The following is a 12,590-nucleotide window of genomic DNA, read 5'->3' as shown; positions in this document are numbered from 1 at the left end:
AATCCAACTTTGCAAGAAAAATATGCGAAAAAATCAGCCTTGGCGCTGTTTATGCTTCGGCTCGGCACTGCAAATCACACGGATGACGCCATCACGCTTAACGATTTTGCAGTTACGGCATAATTTCTTGACGGAAGCACGAACTTTCATTTTTACTCTCCGTAACTTCTCGGGCGACCAGTTTTAGCGGCCGTAGCCTTTCAGGTTCGCCTTCTTCAATGCAGACTCATACTGACTGGACATCATCAGAGTTTGCACTTGAGCCATAAAGTCCATAATCACGACAACAACGATAAGCAGCGAGGTCCCACCGAAGTAGAACGGCACTTTCATCGCGTCACGCATGAACTCCGGGATCAGGCAGATAAAAGTAATGTACAACGCACCAACCAGAGTCAGGCGAGTCATCACTTTATCGATATACTTCGCCGTTTGCTCTCCCGGACGAATTCCTGGTACAAATGCACCGGACTTCTTCAGGTTATCTGCTGTTTCACGCGGGTTGAAAACCAACGCCGTGTAGAAGAAACAGAAGAAGATGATTGCAGACGCATAGAGTAACACATAAAGCGGTTGCCCAGGCTGCAAATACAGCGAAATTGTTGTCAGCCAGTTCCAACCAGTACCACCCCCGAACCATGACGTGATGGTTGCCGGGAACAGTATAATACTGGAAGCGAAGATTGCCGGGATTACCCCCGCCATATTCACTTTCAGCGGTAAATGTGTGCTCTGTGCAGCATAGACACGACGACCCTGTTGACGTTTCGCGTAGTTTACCACAATGCGGCGTTGCCCACGTTCAACGAATACAACAAAGAAGGTCACTGCAAATACTAATACTGCAACCAACAGCAACAGGAGGAAGTGCAGGTCGCCTTGACGCGCTTGCTCGATAGTATGGGCGATGGCCGGCGGGAGTCCCGCAACGATACCGGCGAAGATAATGATCGAGATACCGTTACCGATACCGCGTTCAGTGATCTGTTCGCCGAGCCACATCAGGAACATAGTCCCTGTGACCAGACTAACAACAGCGGTGAAATAGAATGCAAAGCCTGGATTAATCACCAGGCCCTGCATACCAGGCATATTCGGCAGACCGGTAGCAATACCGATCGACTGGAATATCGCCAGCACCAGAGTACCGTAGCGGGTGTACTGGCTGATCTTACGACGACCAGACTCCCCTTCTTTCTTCAGTTCCGCCAGCGGTTGATAAACCACCGTCAGCAGCTGCACGATGATTGATGCCGAGATATACGGCATAATCCCCAATGCAAAGATAGAAGCACGGCTGAGAGCACCACCAGAGAACATGTTGAACATTTCAATGATGGTGCCTCGCTGTTGCTCAAGCAGTTTGGCAAGTACAGCGGCATCAATACCAGGGATCGGAATAAAAGAGCCAATACGGAACACTATCAGCGCACCGACCACAAACAGAAGTCTGCGTTTCAGTTCGCCAAGGCCACCTTTGGCACTTTGAAAATCTAATCCCGGTTGTTTAGCCATCTGCTACTTATTCCTCAATTTTACCGCCAGCAGCTTCGATAGCAGCACGAGCACCTTTAGTCACACGCAGGCCACGAACAGTTACCGGACGAGTTACCTCACCAGACAGGATCACTTTCGCGAACTCGATCTGGACACCGATAATGTTAGCCGCTTTCAGCGCGTTCAGGTCTACTACATCGCCTTCTACGTGAGCCAGATCGGAGAGACGGATCTCTGCGGTGATCATCGCTTTACGAGAAGTGAAGCCGAATTTCGGCAGACGACGGTACAGAGGCATCTGACCACCCTCGAAACCGCGACGTACGCCACCGCCAGAACGAGATTTCTGACCTTTGTGACCACGACCACCGGTTTTACCGAGGCCAGAACCGATACCACGACCCAGGCGTTTACCCGCCTTTTTGGAGCCTTCGGCCGGAGACAGAGTATTTAAACGCATCTCTTACTCCTCAACTTTAACCATGAAGGAAACCGCGTTGACCATACCACGAACAGCAGGAGTATCCTCGCGCTCTACGGTGTGACCAATACGACGCAGACCCAGGCCAAGCAGCGTTGCCTTGTGTTTCGGCAGACGACCGATTGCACTGCGGGTTTGAGTAATTTTAATAGTCTTTGCCATGGTTTATTTCCCCAGAATTTCTTCAACGGATTTACCACGCTTGGCAGCGACCATATCCGGGGACTTCATGTTTTCCAGACCGTCGATAGTTGCACGAACCACGTTAATCGGGTTAGTGGAACCATACGCTTTAGCCAGAACGTTACGAACCCCAGCGACTTCCAGAACGGCGCGCATTGCACCACCGGCGATGATACCGGTACCTTCGGAAGCCGGCTGCATGAATACACGAGAACCCGTGTGAGTACCCTTAACCGGGTGCTGCAGGGTGCCGTGGTTCAGCGCGACGTTAATCATATTGCGACGGGCTTTTTCCATCGCTTTCTGGATCGCTGCTGGAACTTCACGCGCTTTACCGTAACCAAAACCAACGCGACCGTTACCATCGCCAACTACAGTCAGAGCTGTGAAGGAGAAAATACGACCACCTTTAACGGTTTTAGATACGCGGTTTACCGCGATCAGCTTTTCCTGCAGTTCGCCAGCTTGTTTTTCGATGTGAGCCATCTTACACCTCTACCTTAGAACTGAAGGCCAGCTTCACGGGCAGCATCTGCCAGTGCCTGGACACGACCATGATATTGGAACCCGGAACGGTCAAAGGAAACATCTTTGATGCCTTTTTCCAGAGCGCGTTCAGCGACAGCTTTACCCACAGCTGCAGCAGCGTCTTTGTTACCGGTGTACTTCAGTTGTTCAGCGATAGCTTTTTCTACAGTAGAAGCAGCTACCAGAACTTCAGAACCATTCGGTGCAATTACCTGTGCGTAAATGTGACGCGGGGTACGATGTACCACCAGGCGAGTTGCGCCCAGCTCCTGGAGCTTGCGGCGTGCGCGGGTCGCACGACGGATACGAGCAGATTTCTTATCCATAGTGTTACCTTACTTCTTCTTAGCCTCTTTGGTACGCACGACTTCGTCGGCGTAACGAACACCCTTGCCTTTGTAAGGCTCAGGACGACGGTAGGCGCGCAGATCTGCTGCAACCTGGCCGATCACCTGCTTATCAGCGCCTTTCAGCACGATTTCAGTCTGAGTCGGACATTCTGCAGTGATACCCGCAGGCAGCTGATGATCAACCGGGTGAGAGAAACCTAAAGCCAGGTTTACTACATTCCCTTTGACCGCTGCACGATAACCTACACCAACCAGCTGCAGCTTCTTAGTGAAGCCTTCGGTAACACCGATAACCATTGAGTTCAGCAGGGCACGCGCGGTACCAGCCTGAGCCCAACCGTCTGCGTAACCATCACGCGGACCGAAGGTCAGTGCATTATCTGCATGTTTAACTTCAACAGCATCGTTGAGAGTACGAGTCAGCTCGCCGTTTTTACCTTTGATCGTAATAACCTGACCGTTGATTTTTACATCAACGCCGGCAGGAACAACGACCGGTGCTTTAGCAACACGAGACATTTTTTCCTCCGATTAGGCTACGTAGCAGATAATTTCGCCACCAAGACCAGCCTGGCGCGCTGCACGATCAGTCATAACACCTTTAGAGGTAGAAACAACTGCGATACCCAGACCGGCCATAACTTTCGGCAGCTCATCTTTTTTCTTATAGATGCGCAGACCTGGGCGGCTGACACGCTGAATGCTTTCTACAACAGCTTTACCCTGGAAATACTTAAGAGTCAGTTCCAGTTCCGGCTTGGTGTCGCCTTCAACTTTAAAATCTTCGATAAAACCTTCTTCCTTCAGCACGTTGGCGATTGCCACTTTCAGCTTGGAGGAAGGCATGGTGACCGCAGCTTTGTTCGCGGCCTGACCGTTACGGATACGGGTCAGCATATCCGCGATCGGATCTTGCATGCTCATCTGTCTTTACTCCCGTGATTCAATTGGTGACAATTACCAGCTAGCCTTTTTCAGACCCGGGATTTCACCGCGCATAGCGGCTTCACGGACCTTAATACGGCTCAACCCGAACTTCCGCAGGAAACCATGCGGACGACCTGTTTGACGGCAGCGGTTACGCTGACGAGACGGGCTGGAATCACGCGGCAGAGTCTGCAGCTTGAGAACGGCATTCCAACGATCTTCGTCGGTTGCGTTCACATCAGAGATGATAGCTTTCAGTTCAGCGCGTTTAGCGAAGAATTTATCAGCTAAAGCCACGCGCTTTACTTCGCGTGCTTTCATTGATTGCTTAGCCATTAAGTAACCCTACCTTACTTGCGGAACGGGAAGTCAAAGGCAGCCAGCAGAGCACGGCCTTCTTCGTCAGATTTCGCAGTAGTGGTAATGGTAATATCCAAACCACGAACGCGGTCGACTTTATCGTAGTCGATTTCTGGGAAGATGATCTGCTCACGGACACCCATGCTGTAGTTGCCACGACCGTCGAAAGACTTAGCGGACAGGCCGCGGAAGTCACGAATACGCGGTACAGCAATAGTGATCAGGCGCTCAAAGAACTCCCACATGCGTTCGCCACGCAGAGTTACTTTACAGCCGATCGGATAGCCCTGACGGATTTTGAAGCCTGCAACTGATTTGCGTGCTTTGGTGATCAGCGGTTTTTGACCGGAGATTGCTGCCAAGTCAGCTGCTGCGTTATCCAGCAGTTTCTTGTCAGCGATCGCTTCACCAACACCCATGTTCAGGGTGATCTTCTCGACCCGAGGGACTTGCATGACAGAATTGTAGTTAAACTCAGTCATGAGTTTCTTAACTACTTCGTCTTTGTAGTAATCATGCAGTTTCGCCATCGTACTACTCCAAATTACTTGATAGTTTCGCTGTTAGACTTGAAGAAACGGACTTTTTTGCCGTCTTCGAATCTAAAGCCTACACGGTCAGCCTTGCCGGTTGCCGCATTGAAGATTGCAACGTTAGAAACCTGAATTGCAGCTTCTTTTTCAACGATGCCGCCTGGTTGGTTCAGAGCCGGAACCGGCTTCTGGTGTTTCTTAACCAGGTTGATACCTTCAACAATGACCTTGCCGGAAGACAGGACATTCTTAACTTTACCGCGCTTACCTTTATCTTTACCGGTTAACACGATAACTTCGTCATCACGACGGATTTTCGCTGCCATGATTCGCTCCTTAGAGTACTTCTGGTGCCAGAGAGATAATTTTCATGAACTTCTCGGTACGAAGTTCACGAGTTACCGGCCCAAAAATACGCGTACCGATAGGCTGCTCGCTGTTATTATTCAGAATAACGCATGCATTACCATCGAAGCGAATGACAGAACCGTCCGGGCGACGAACACCCTTCTTGGTGCGCACCACTACCGCCTTCAGCACATCACCTTTTTTGACCTTACCACGCGGAATTGCTTCTTTGATGGTGATCTTGATGATGTCGCCTACGCCTGCGTAGCGACGGTGCGAGCCACCCAGAACCTTGATACACATTACGCGACGTGCACCGGAGTTGTCGGCGACGTTCAGCATAGTCTGTTCTTGGATCATTTTAGTGCTCCGCTAATGTCAACTACTACTGAGACCCGAAAATTAGGGTCGTTAAAAAGCCCCATATCGAGGGCGCGGCATTATAACACCACAAACCAGATATGGGTAGAAAAAATAAACGGCTCATCGCTGAGCCGTTTATCCGTATCGAGAATGCGTACTCTATTACAGAACCGCTTTCTCTACAACGCGAACCAGCGTCCAGGACTTAGTCTTGGACAGCGGACGGCATTCGCGGATTTCAACCTTGTCGCCGATACCGCATTCGTTGTTCTCGTCATGTACGTGCAGTTTGGTCGTACGTTTGATGAATTTGCCGTAAACCGGGTGTTTCACCATACGTTCGATAGCAACAACAATGGATTTCTCCATTTTGTCGCTAACTACGCGACCTTGCAGAGTACGGATTTTATCGGTCATTACGCACCCGCCTTCTGAGTCAGTAAAGTCTTAACGCGTGCAACATCACGACGCACTTGCTTCAGCAGATGAGTCTGTTGCAGCTGGCCACTTGCAGCCTGCATGCGCAGGTTGAACTGCTCACGCAGCAGGTTCAGCAGCTCAGCGTTCAGCTCTTCAACGCTTTTTTCACGCAGCTCTTTTGCTTTCATTACATCACCGTCTTAGTTACAAAGGTGGTTTTGATCGGCAGTTTCGCTGCTGCCAGGCCGAATGCTTCACGGGCCAGCTCTTCCGGTACACCGTCCATTTCATACAGGACTTTACCCGGCTGAATCAAGGCAACCCAGTACTCCACGTTACCTTTACCTTTACCCATACGAACTTCCAGCGGCTTCTCGGTGATCGGTTTGTCCGGGAATACACGGATCCAGATCTTACCTTGACGCTTAACTGCACGGGTCATAGCACGACGTGCTGCTTCGATCTGACGTGCAGTCAGACGACCACGGCCAACAGCTTTCAGACCGAAAGTGCCGAAGCTAACATCCGTACCCTGCGCCAGACCACGGTTGCGGCCTTTGTGCACTTTACGGAATTTTGTACGCTTTGGTTGTAACATCAGCGACGCTCCTTATTTACGGCCTTTACGCTGCTGCTTTTTAGGTTGAGCAGCCGGTTCCGGTTGTTCAACAGCAGCCATACCACCCAGGATCTCACCTTTGAAGATCCATACCTTAACGCCGATTACACCGTAAGTGGTGTGCGCTTCAGAGGTGTTGTAGTCGATGTCAGCACGCAGAGTGTGCAGCGGTACGCGACCTTCACGGTACCATTCGGTACGTGCGATTTCCGCGCCGCCCAGACGGCCGCTAACTTCAACTTTGATACCTTTAGCGCCCAGACGCATTGCGTTCTGTACAGCACGCTTCATCGCACGACGGAACATAACGCGACGTTCCAGCTGAGAAGTGATGCTGTCAGCAACCAGTTTTGCGTCCAGTTCAGGTTTACGAACTTCGGCGATATTGATCTGTGCAGGTACGCCAGCGATATCCGCTACGACCTTGCGCAGTTTTTCTACGTCTTCGCCTTTCTTACCGATAACGATACCCGGGCGAGCGGTGTGAATGGTCACACGGATGCTCTTAGCCGGACGCTCGATAACGATGCGAGATACAGACGCTTTAGCCAGTTCTTTAGTCAGGAACTGACGTACTTTAAAATCGCTGTCCAGGTTGTCAGCGAATTCTTTGGTGTTCGCGAACCAGGTAGAGTTCCATGGTTTGACAATACCCAGGCGAATACCATTAGGATGTACTTTCTGACCCATTGCTAGTCTCCAGAGTCTCAGCGATCGGACACAACCACAGTGATGTGGCTGGTGCGCTTCAGGATGCGATCTGCACGACCTTTAGCACGCGGCATAATGCGCTTCATGCTCGGGCCTTCGTCTACGAAAATTTTCGCAACTTTCAGATCATCAATGTCAGCGCCATCGTTGTGTTCAGCGTTAGCAATGGCAGATTCCAGTACCTTCTTGACCAGTACAGCAGCTTTTTTGTTGGTGTAGGTCAGAATATCCAGGGCCTGCGACACTTTCTTACCGCGAATCAGGTCAGCTACAAGGCGAACCTTCTGAGCAGAAGAACGAGCATGGCGATGTTGAGCTAAAGTTTCCATCTCTTCCTCCTACCTTATTTCTTCTTCGCTTTTTTATCAGCAGCGTGGCCGCGATAAGTACGAGTCGGTGCGAATTCACCCAGTTTGTGACCGACCATTTCGTCGGAAACAAATACTGGAACGTGCTGACGACCATTATGGACAGCGATGGTCAAACCGATCATGTTAGGAAAGATCGTTGAACGACGGGACCAAGTGCGCAGGGGCTTCTTGTCTCCGCTTTCCACCGCTTTCTCTACCTTCTTCAGCAAGTGCAGGTCAATAAAAGGACCTTTCTTGAGAGAACGTGGCATGGCTTATCCTCTAAAATTATTTGCTACGGCGACGTACGATGAATTTATCAGTACGCTTGTTGCTGCGGGTCTTCTTACCTTTGGTCTGCAGGCCCCACGGGGATACCGGGTGCTTACCAAAGTTACGACCTTCACCACCACCATGTGGGTGGTCTACTGGGTTCATCGCAGTACCGCGAACGGTAGGACGAACACCACGCCAGCGTGCAGCACCTGCTTTACCCAGAACGCGCAGCATATGCTCAGCATTGCCAACTTCGCCCAGAGTAGCGCGGCAGTCTGCTTCGACTTTACGCATTTCACCAGAACGCAGACGCAGGGTGACATAAGCACCGTCGCGAGCAACGATCTGAACGTAAGTACCAGCGGAACGAGCCAGCTGACCGCCTTTACCTGGTTTCATTTCTACGTTATGAACGGTAGAACCAACCGGGATATTGCGCATCGGCAGGGTGTTGCCTGCTTTGATTGCAGCATCAACGCCAGACTGAATCTGGTCGCCAGCTTTCAGGCCTTTCGGGGCCAGGATGTAACGGCGCTCGCCGTCTTTGTACAGAACCAGCGCGATGTTCGCGGAGCGGTTCGGATCGTACTCAAGACGTTCAACAACTGCCGGGATACCATCTTTGTTGCGTTTGAAGTCAACAATACGGTAAGCCTGCTTGTGGCCACCACCGATATGACGGGTGGTGATACGGCCATTGTTGTTACGACCACCGGATTTGCTGTTTTTTTCCAGCAACGGAGCAAAAGGTTTGCCCTTGTGCAGCTCTGGGTTAACCACTTTAACGACGTGGCGACGACCCGGAGATGTCGGTTTACATTTAACAACTGCCATTGTATTACTCCTCCGACTTACTCAGCGCCGCCAACGAAGTCCAGATTCTGGCCTTCTTTCAGGGTGACGTAAGCTTTTTTCCAGTCGCTACGACGACCGATACGCTGTCCGTGACGTTTAACTTTCCCTTTAACAACCAGGGTGTTAACGACTTCGACTTCGACTTCAAACAGTTTCTGCACAGCAGCTTTGATTTCTGCTTTGGTCGCGTCTTTAGCAACTTTGAGAACGATGGTGTTTGTTTTTTCCATCGCAGTAGACGCTTTTTCAGAAACGTGCGGTGCGCGCAGCACCTTCAGCAGACGTTCTTCACGAATCATGCCAGCATCTCCTCAACTTGCTTAACAGCATCAGCAGTCATTACGACTTTGTCGAAGGCGATCAGGCTAACCGGGTCGATACCGTTCGCATCACGTACGTCAACCTTGTGCAGGTTACGTGCGGCCAGGAACAGGTTCTCGTCCAGCTCACCGGTGATGATCAGCACATCTTCCAGAGCCATGTCTTTCAGTTTCTGTGCCAGCAGCTTAGTTTTCGGCGCTTCAACAGAGAACTTCTCGACAACGATCAGACGATCCTGACGTACCAGTTCGGACAGGATGCTTTTCAGCGCGCCGCGGTACATCTTCTTGTTAACTTTTTGACTGTGGTCCTGCGGACGAGCAGCAAAGGTCACGCCACCGGAACGCCAGATCGGGCTCTTGATAGAACCAGAACGCGCACGGCCGGTACCTTTCTGGCGCCACGGTTTTTTACCGGAGCCAGTGATTTCAGCACGAGTCTTCTGAGCACGAGTGCCCTGACGCGCACCAGCTGCATAAGCAACAACAACCTGGTGAACCAGCGCTTCGTTGAAATCACGACCGAAGGTAGTTTCGGAAACAGTCAGCGCGCTCTGCGCGTCTTTCAATACTAATTCCATTGCTATCTCCTCACGCCTTCACAGCTGGTTTAACGATCAGGTCGCTACCGGTCGCACCCGGGACAGCACCTTTAACCAGCAGCAGGTTGCGCTCAGCGTCAACACGTACTACGTCCAGGCTCTGAACGGTTACACGCTCATTACCCAGCTGACCTGCCATTTTCTTGCCTTTGAACACTTTGCCCGGAGTCTGGTTCTGACCGATAGAACCCGGAACGCGGTGGGACAAGGAGTTACCGTGAGTAGCGTCCTGGGTACGGAAGTTCCAGCGCTTAACGGTACCAGCAAAACCTTTACCTTTAGAGGTACCGGTTACGTCAACTTTTTTAACGTCAGCAAACAGTTCAACGCTAATGTTCTGACCTACGGTGAATTCTTCGCCGTCAGCCAGACGGAATTCCCACAGACCACGGCCAGCTTCAACGCCAGCTTTAGCGAAGTGACCCGCTTCCGGCTTGGTTACACGGTTAGCTTTTTTAGCACCGGTGGTAACCTGGATTGCGCGGTAGCCATCGTTAGCCAGGTCTTTAACCTGAGTAACACGGTTTGCTTCAACTTCGATTACGGTTACTGGGATAGAAACGCCATCTTCAGTGAAGATGCGGGTCATGCCCACTTTTTTACCGACTAAACCAATCATTGTTTCAACCTCTCAATCGCTCGATGACCTGATTAACCCAGGCTGATCTGCACGTCTACACCGGCAGCCAGATCCAGACGCATCAGAGCATCAACGGTTTTTTCAGTTGGCTCAACGATGTCAACCAGACGCTTGTGAGTGCGAATTTCGTACTGGTCACGCGCGTCTTTGTTGACGTGCGGGGAGATCAGAACGGTAAAGCGCTCTTTGCGGGTCGGCAGCGGGATCGGACCACGGACTTGCGCACCAGTGCGCTTAGCAGTCTCGACGATTTCCGCGGTTGATTGATCGATCAGACGATGATCAAACGCTTTCAGGCGGATACGGATTCTTTGGTTCTGCATGAGACCAGAGCTCCAATTATTTTATAGACGAAATGATTACTCCTCATACCCATTACGATTGATGGGAGAGTGTAACCGTTCTTACATAGCCCCCCGATTGGGGACATTGTTTGATAACCCAACTGCGATTACCAGGGTTCATATTGAACCGGCCGTCAACTTTGACAGGCCCGCGCATTATACGCAAATTCTGGCGCTACGCAAGTGCTGTTTAGAAAATCATCACCAGGATTTGCGCACCTTCGCGCTAGCGAACGGTACCGGGTGACAACGCGGCAAATTAACGCGGATGGCGCCATCCATTCCAGGGAAGTGCCTTTTGCACTGAACGGGGACAATAAGCATAGTGAGACGATGTTCTTTGACGATTGCGGGGTTAACCATGCTCGCCGCCCTCCCCTTCTTGCTGTGCTATAGCGGATTGACCTTAGCCTTATGCCACCAGGACCTGCGTCACGGCCTGCTGCCCGACCGTTACACCTGTCCCCTGCTGTGGAGTGGTTTGCTTTTTTATCTCTGTCTGGCGCCGTACCAGCTTCATGATGCCGTCTGGGGGGCGATAGCCGGCTATCTCTGTTTGGCTGCGCTTTACTGGCTATATCGCGGGATCCGCGGCTATGAGGGATTGGGGTATGGGGATATCAAGTATCTCGCCGCCCTCGGCGCCTGGCATGGCTGGCGATTGCTGCCGCAGCTTCTACTGGTGGCATCGCTGCTCGCCTGCGCGGTGTGGGCAGTATCAGGTTTGTACGCCAGGTACGGCGGGAGCAGTAAATGGAGGGGGAACAACCCGCTGCCGTTTGGGCCATTTCTGGCGGCCGCGGGTTTCTGGTGCGGGAGTCAGACGCTGGCTAGTCTGACACTTTGATCTGCGACTGCAGGTAATTTTGCAGACCGATTTTGCCGATCAGATCGAGTTCGGTTTCCAGCCAGTCGATATGGCCTTCTTCATCCGCCAGGATCTCAATCATCATATCGCGGCTGACGTAGTCATGGACGCTGTCGGCATAGGCGATCGCCTCGCGCAGGTTTTGCGCCCCCTCCAGCTCCAGTCTTAAATCGGACTGCAGCATCTCTTCCACATCTTCACCGATGCCAAGTTTGCCGAGATCCTGCAGATTCGGGATACCTTCGAGAAAAAGAATACGCTCGATGTATTTATCGGCGTGCTTCATTTCGTCGATGGATTCGTGGTACTCAATATCGTTGAGGCGCATCAGGCCCCAGTTTTTGAACATTCTCGCATGGAGAAAGTACTGATTAATTGCGACCAGCTCATTTCCCAATAATTTATTGAGATAACTTATGATTTTGACATCACCTTTCATTATATAGTCCCTCCGCTTCCACTCATTGAAGCGTAGTCCGGCCTATAGGGATGTCAAAAGAGAAGCGTGGACTTCAGGCGATTTCTTTGAATTCCGGCATGGTGGTTAATTCATCTTCCATAACTTCCCGCGCCGCGCGAACACACTTACCGCATTGATTTCCAACGGGAACAAACTTACGTAATTGCTGAAAAGATTGCGGTTGAAACTGGCGAACAACCTGGCGAATTTTTTTATCGCTGACGCCATTGCACAAACAAACGTACATATAAACTCCCGTTCAATTTATGCACAAATATTAAATGAGAATAGTTATGATTACAATAGACCATTTACTCATTATCCGCCGCAGCGCACGTTATGAATCGCCAGTAGCACCGCCCTTTTCGCTGAACGACGGACAGCAAAAAGGGCGCCGAAGCGCCCTTTTTTATTCAAAGCTAACGAATTAGCCCAGAACTTTAGCTACAACGCCCGCGCCAACGGTACGGCCGCCTTCACGGATTGCGAAACGCAGACCGTCGTCCATCGCGATCGGGTGGATCAGGGTAACAACCATTTTGATGTTGTCGCCCG

26 protein-coding genes and 1 pseudogene are annotated in these 12,590 nt (G+C 51.2%); 1 reads left to right on the top strand and 26 read right to left on the bottom strand.

Going from position 1 to position 12,590, the window contains the following annotated elements; all coding sequences use genetic code 11:
* Positions 1 to 33 precede the first annotated feature (33 nt).
* The 23 genes from rpmJ to rpsJ all read right to left on the bottom strand — a co-directional run bounded on the left by rpmJ (position 34) and on the right by rpsJ (position 10,686).
* Complete coding sequence (rpmJ, locus tag ABLV54_RS23315) at positions 34 to 150, bottom strand: 50S ribosomal protein L36 (RefSeq protein ID WP_000868187.1); 117 nt, start codon at positions 148 to 150, stop codon at positions 34 to 36.
* A 33-nt stretch (positions 151 to 183) separates the two neighbouring features.
* Entirely contained in the window at positions 184 to 1,515 is a 1,332-nt protein-coding gene (gene secY / locus ABLV54_RS23310) for a preprotein translocase subunit SecY (protein WP_002919515.1), read from the bottom strand.
* A gap of 7 nt (positions 1,516 to 1,522) precedes the next feature.
* A complete protein-coding gene (rplO, locus tag ABLV54_RS23305; RefSeq protein ID WP_002919516.1) occupies positions 1,523 to 1,957 on the bottom strand; it encodes a 50S ribosomal protein L15 in 435 nt (144 codons plus the stop codon).
* A 3-nt stretch (positions 1,958 to 1,960) separates the two neighbouring features.
* Positions 1,961 to 2,140: a 50S ribosomal protein L30 gene (gene rpmD / locus ABLV54_RS23300; protein WP_001140434.1), complete on the bottom strand. Its 180-nt coding sequence runs from the start codon at positions 2,138 to 2,140 to the stop codon at positions 1,961 to 1,963.
* Between the two features lie 3 nt (positions 2,141 to 2,143).
* Entirely contained in the window at positions 2,144 to 2,647 is a 504-nt protein-coding gene (gene rpsE / locus ABLV54_RS23295; protein WP_002919545.1) for a 30S ribosomal protein S5, read from the bottom strand.
* A gap of 14 nt (positions 2,648 to 2,661) precedes the next feature.
* The gene (gene rplR / locus ABLV54_RS23290; protein ID WP_000358960.1) at positions 2,662 to 3,015 is read right to left on the bottom strand and encodes a 50S ribosomal protein L18; all 354 of its coding nucleotides are present in this window, start codon (positions 3,013 to 3,015) and stop codon (positions 2,662 to 2,664) included.
* Positions 3,016 to 3,024: 9 nt separating this feature from the next.
* Positions 3,025 to 3,558, bottom strand: a complete 534-nt coding sequence (gene rplF, locus ABLV54_RS23285; RefSeq protein WP_002919662.1) for a 50S ribosomal protein L6 — start codon at positions 3,556 to 3,558, stop codon at positions 3,025 to 3,027.
* A gap of 12 nt (positions 3,559 to 3,570) precedes the next feature.
* Positions 3,571 to 3,963: a 30S ribosomal protein S8 gene (rpsH, locus tag ABLV54_RS23280; RefSeq protein WP_002919665.1), complete on the bottom strand. Its 393-nt coding sequence runs from the start codon at positions 3,961 to 3,963 to the stop codon at positions 3,571 to 3,573.
* 33 nt (positions 3,964 to 3,996) lie between these two features.
* The gene (gene rpsN / locus ABLV54_RS23275) at positions 3,997 to 4,302 is read right to left on the bottom strand and encodes a 30S ribosomal protein S14 (protein WP_002919667.1); all 306 of its coding nucleotides are present in this window, start codon (positions 4,300 to 4,302) and stop codon (positions 3,997 to 3,999) included.
* A 14-nt stretch (positions 4,303 to 4,316) separates the two neighbouring features.
* Positions 4,317 to 4,856 (bottom strand): 50S ribosomal protein L5, encoded by a 540-nt coding sequence (gene rplE / locus ABLV54_RS23270; RefSeq protein ID WP_001096200.1) that lies wholly within the window; start codon positions 4,854 to 4,856, stop codon positions 4,317 to 4,319.
* A 14-nt stretch (positions 4,857 to 4,870) separates the two neighbouring features.
* Positions 4,871 to 5,185 carry a 50S ribosomal protein L24 gene (rplX, locus tag ABLV54_RS23265; RefSeq protein WP_000729185.1) on the bottom strand — a complete coding sequence of 105 codons (315 nt, stop codon included), beginning with the start codon at positions 5,183 to 5,185 and terminating at the stop codon, positions 4,871 to 4,873.
* Positions 5,186 to 5,195: 10 nt separating this feature from the next.
* Entirely contained in the window at positions 5,196 to 5,567 is a 372-nt protein-coding gene (gene rplN / locus ABLV54_RS23260) for a 50S ribosomal protein L14 (protein ID WP_002919748.1), read from the bottom strand.
* A gap of 165 nt (positions 5,568 to 5,732) precedes the next feature.
* Positions 5,733 to 5,987: a 30S ribosomal protein S17 gene (rpsQ, locus tag ABLV54_RS23255; protein ID WP_002919751.1), complete on the bottom strand. Its 255-nt coding sequence runs from the start codon at positions 5,985 to 5,987 to the stop codon at positions 5,733 to 5,735.
* Positions 5,987 to 6,178 (bottom strand): 50S ribosomal protein L29, encoded by a 192-nt coding sequence (rpmC, locus tag ABLV54_RS23250; protein WP_002919754.1) that lies wholly within the window; start codon positions 6,176 to 6,178, stop codon positions 5,987 to 5,989. The genes rpsQ and rpmC overlap by 1 nt, the downstream gene beginning before the upstream one ends.
* Positions 6,178 to 6,588 carry a 50S ribosomal protein L16 gene (rplP, locus tag ABLV54_RS23245; RefSeq protein ID WP_002919759.1) on the bottom strand — a complete coding sequence of 137 codons (411 nt, stop codon included), beginning with the start codon at positions 6,586 to 6,588 and terminating at the stop codon, positions 6,178 to 6,180. Before rplP ends, rpmC begins: the two co-directional genes overlap by 1 nt.
* Positions 6,589 to 6,600: 12 nt before the next feature.
* Positions 6,601 to 7,299 carry a 30S ribosomal protein S3 gene (rpsC, locus tag ABLV54_RS23240; protein ID WP_002919766.1) on the bottom strand — a complete coding sequence of 233 codons (699 nt, stop codon included), beginning with the start codon at positions 7,297 to 7,299 and terminating at the stop codon, positions 6,601 to 6,603.
* 17 nt (positions 7,300 to 7,316) lie between these two features.
* Positions 7,317 to 7,649, bottom strand: coding sequence for a 50S ribosomal protein L22 (gene rplV, locus ABLV54_RS23235; protein ID WP_002919773.1), 333 nt, complete (start codon positions 7,647 to 7,649; stop codon positions 7,317 to 7,319).
* Positions 7,650 to 7,663: 14 nt separating this feature from the next.
* On the bottom strand, positions 7,664 to 7,942 hold the full coding sequence (gene rpsS, locus ABLV54_RS23230; protein WP_001138115.1) for a 30S ribosomal protein S19: 279 nt from the start codon (positions 7,940 to 7,942) through the stop codon (positions 7,664 to 7,666).
* Positions 7,943 to 7,958: 16 nt separating this feature from the next.
* Positions 7,959 to 8,780: a 50S ribosomal protein L2 gene (gene rplB, locus ABLV54_RS23225; RefSeq protein ID WP_002919786.1), complete on the bottom strand. Its 822-nt coding sequence runs from the start codon at positions 8,778 to 8,780 to the stop codon at positions 7,959 to 7,961.
* Positions 8,781 to 8,797: 17 nt separating this feature from the next.
* On the bottom strand, positions 8,798 to 9,100 hold the full coding sequence (rplW, locus tag ABLV54_RS23220; protein WP_000617546.1) for a 50S ribosomal protein L23: 303 nt from the start codon (positions 9,098 to 9,100) through the stop codon (positions 8,798 to 8,800).
* Positions 9,097 to 9,702 carry a 50S ribosomal protein L4 gene (rplD, locus tag ABLV54_RS23215; protein WP_002919794.1) on the bottom strand — a complete coding sequence of 202 codons (606 nt, stop codon included), beginning with the start codon at positions 9,700 to 9,702 and terminating at the stop codon, positions 9,097 to 9,099. The genes rplW and rplD overlap by 4 nt, the downstream gene beginning before the upstream one ends.
* 10 nt (positions 9,703 to 9,712) lie before the next feature.
* On the bottom strand, positions 9,713 to 10,342 hold the full coding sequence (gene rplC / locus ABLV54_RS23210; protein ID WP_002919796.1) for a 50S ribosomal protein L3: 630 nt from the start codon (positions 10,340 to 10,342) through the stop codon (positions 9,713 to 9,715).
* A gap of 32 nt (positions 10,343 to 10,374) precedes the next feature.
* Positions 10,375 to 10,686, bottom strand: coding sequence for a 30S ribosomal protein S10 (gene rpsJ, locus ABLV54_RS23205; RefSeq protein ID WP_001181005.1), 312 nt, complete (start codon positions 10,684 to 10,686; stop codon positions 10,375 to 10,377).
* Positions 10,687 to 11,068: 382 nt separating this feature from the next.
* On the opposite strand from rpsJ, the gene ABLV54_RS23200 reads away from it, so the two are divergent.
* On the top strand, positions 11,069 to 11,554 hold the full coding sequence (locus ABLV54_RS23200) for an A24 family peptidase (RefSeq protein WP_050534362.1): 486 nt from the start codon (positions 11,069 to 11,071) through the stop codon (positions 11,552 to 11,554).
* On the opposite strand, the gene bfr is transcribed toward ABLV54_RS23200, so the two are convergent.
* The 3 genes and pseudogenes from bfr to tuf form a co-directional block, all read right to left on the bottom strand.
* Positions 11,538 to 12,014, bottom strand: a complete 477-nt coding sequence (gene bfr / locus ABLV54_RS23195; RefSeq protein ID WP_004206792.1) for a bacterioferritin — start codon at positions 12,012 to 12,014, stop codon at positions 11,538 to 11,540. The genes ABLV54_RS23200 and bfr overlap by 17 nt on opposite strands.
* A gap of 73 nt (positions 12,015 to 12,087) precedes the next feature.
* On the bottom strand, positions 12,088 to 12,282 hold the full coding sequence (gene bfd / locus ABLV54_RS23190) for a bacterioferritin-associated ferredoxin (RefSeq protein ID WP_004152415.1): 195 nt from the start codon (positions 12,280 to 12,282) through the stop codon (positions 12,088 to 12,090).
* Between the two features lie 180 nt (positions 12,283 to 12,462).
* Positions 12,463 to 12,590: pseudogene (gene tuf, locus ABLV54_RS23185) on the bottom strand (elongation factor Tu); the annotation flags it as partial.

It is taken from the genome of Klebsiella sp. JB_Kp042, assembly GCF_040065275.1.
In the GTDB taxonomy this organism is placed as follows: domain Bacteria; phylum Pseudomonadota; class Gammaproteobacteria; order Enterobacterales; family Enterobacteriaceae; genus Klebsiella; species Klebsiella quasipneumoniae.
Note: the sequence above shows the minus strand (reverse complement) of the source record. Positions and strands in the feature narration are given on the sequence as shown.

Bases quoted from the DNA above. Each gene is read 5' to 3' on its own strand.
- rpmC (WP_002919754.1), bottom strand. From the start codon at position 6,178: ATGAAAGCAAAAGAGCTGCGTGAAAAAAGCGTTGAAGAGCTGAACGCT.
- rpsQ (WP_002919751.1), bottom strand. From the start codon at position 5,987: ATGACCGATAAAATCCGTACTCTGCAAGGTCGCGTAGTTAGCGACAAA.
- rplX (WP_000729185.1), bottom strand. From the start codon at position 5,185: ATGGCAGCGAAAATCCGTCGTGATGACGAAGTTATCGTGTTAACCGGT.
- bfd (WP_004152415.1), bottom strand. From the start codon at position 12,282: ATGTACGTTTGTTTGTGCAATGGCGTCAGCGATAAAAAAATTCGCCAG.
- rpsE (WP_002919545.1), bottom strand. From the start codon at position 2,647: ATGGCTCACATCGAAAAACAAGCTGGCGAACTGCAGGAAAAGCTGATC.
- rpsN (WP_002919667.1), bottom strand. From the start codon at position 4,302: ATGGCTAAGCAATCAATGAAAGCACGCGAAGTAAAGCGCGTGGCTTTA.
- rpmJ (WP_000868187.1), bottom strand. From the start codon at position 150: ATGAAAGTTCGTGCTTCCGTCAAGAAATTATGCCGTAACTGCAAAATC.
- rpmD (WP_001140434.1), bottom strand. From the start codon at position 2,140: ATGGCAAAGACTATTAAAATTACTCAAACCCGCAGTGCAATCGGTCGT.
- ABLV54_RS23200 (WP_050534362.1), top strand. From the start codon at position 11,069: ATGCTCGCCGCCCTCCCCTTCTTGCTGTGCTATAGCGGATTGACCTTA.
- rplW (WP_000617546.1), bottom strand. From the start codon at position 9,100: ATGATTCGTGAAGAACGTCTGCTGAAGGTGCTGCGCGCACCGCACGTT.
- secY (WP_002919515.1), bottom strand. From the start codon at position 1,515: ATGGCTAAACAACCGGGATTAGATTTTCAAAGTGCCAAAGGTGGCCTT.
- rplP (WP_002919759.1), bottom strand. From the start codon at position 6,588: ATGTTACAACCAAAGCGTACAAAATTCCGTAAAGTGCACAAAGGCCGC.
- rplE (WP_001096200.1), bottom strand. From the start codon at position 4,856: ATGGCGAAACTGCATGATTACTACAAAGACGAAGTAGTTAAGAAACTC.
- bfr (WP_004206792.1), bottom strand. From the start codon at position 12,014: ATGAAAGGTGATGTCAAAATCATAAGTTATCTCAATAAATTATTGGGA.
- rplN (WP_002919748.1), bottom strand. From the start codon at position 5,567: ATGATCCAAGAACAGACTATGCTGAACGTCGCCGACAACTCCGGTGCA.
- rplO (WP_002919516.1), bottom strand. From the start codon at position 1,957: ATGCGTTTAAATACTCTGTCTCCGGCCGAAGGCTCCAAAAAGGCGGGT.
- rpsH (WP_002919665.1), bottom strand. From the start codon at position 3,963: ATGAGCATGCAAGATCCGATCGCGGATATGCTGACCCGTATCCGTAAC.
- rplR (WP_000358960.1), bottom strand. From the start codon at position 3,015: ATGGATAAGAAATCTGCTCGTATCCGTCGTGCGACCCGCGCACGCCGC.
- rpsS (WP_001138115.1), bottom strand. From the start codon at position 7,942: ATGCCACGTTCTCTCAAGAAAGGTCCTTTTATTGACCTGCACTTGCTG.
- rplC (WP_002919796.1), bottom strand. From the start codon at position 10,342: ATGATTGGTTTAGTCGGTAAAAAAGTGGGCATGACCCGCATCTTCACT.
- rpsC (WP_002919766.1), bottom strand. From the start codon at position 7,299: ATGGGTCAGAAAGTACATCCTAATGGTATTCGCCTGGGTATTGTCAAA.
- rplB (WP_002919786.1), bottom strand. From the start codon at position 8,780: ATGGCAGTTGTTAAATGTAAACCGACATCTCCGGGTCGTCGCCACGTC.
- rplV (WP_002919773.1), bottom strand. From the start codon at position 7,649: ATGGAAACTTTAGCTCAACATCGCCATGCTCGTTCTTCTGCTCAGAAG.
- rplF (WP_002919662.1), bottom strand. From the start codon at position 3,558: ATGTCTCGTGTTGCTAAAGCACCGGTCGTTGTTCCTGCCGGCGTTGAT.
- rpsJ (WP_001181005.1), bottom strand. From the start codon at position 10,686: ATGCAGAACCAAAGAATCCGTATCCGCCTGAAAGCGTTTGATCATCGT.
- rplD (WP_002919794.1), bottom strand. From the start codon at position 9,702: ATGGAATTAGTATTGAAAGACGCGCAGAGCGCGCTGACTGTTTCCGAA.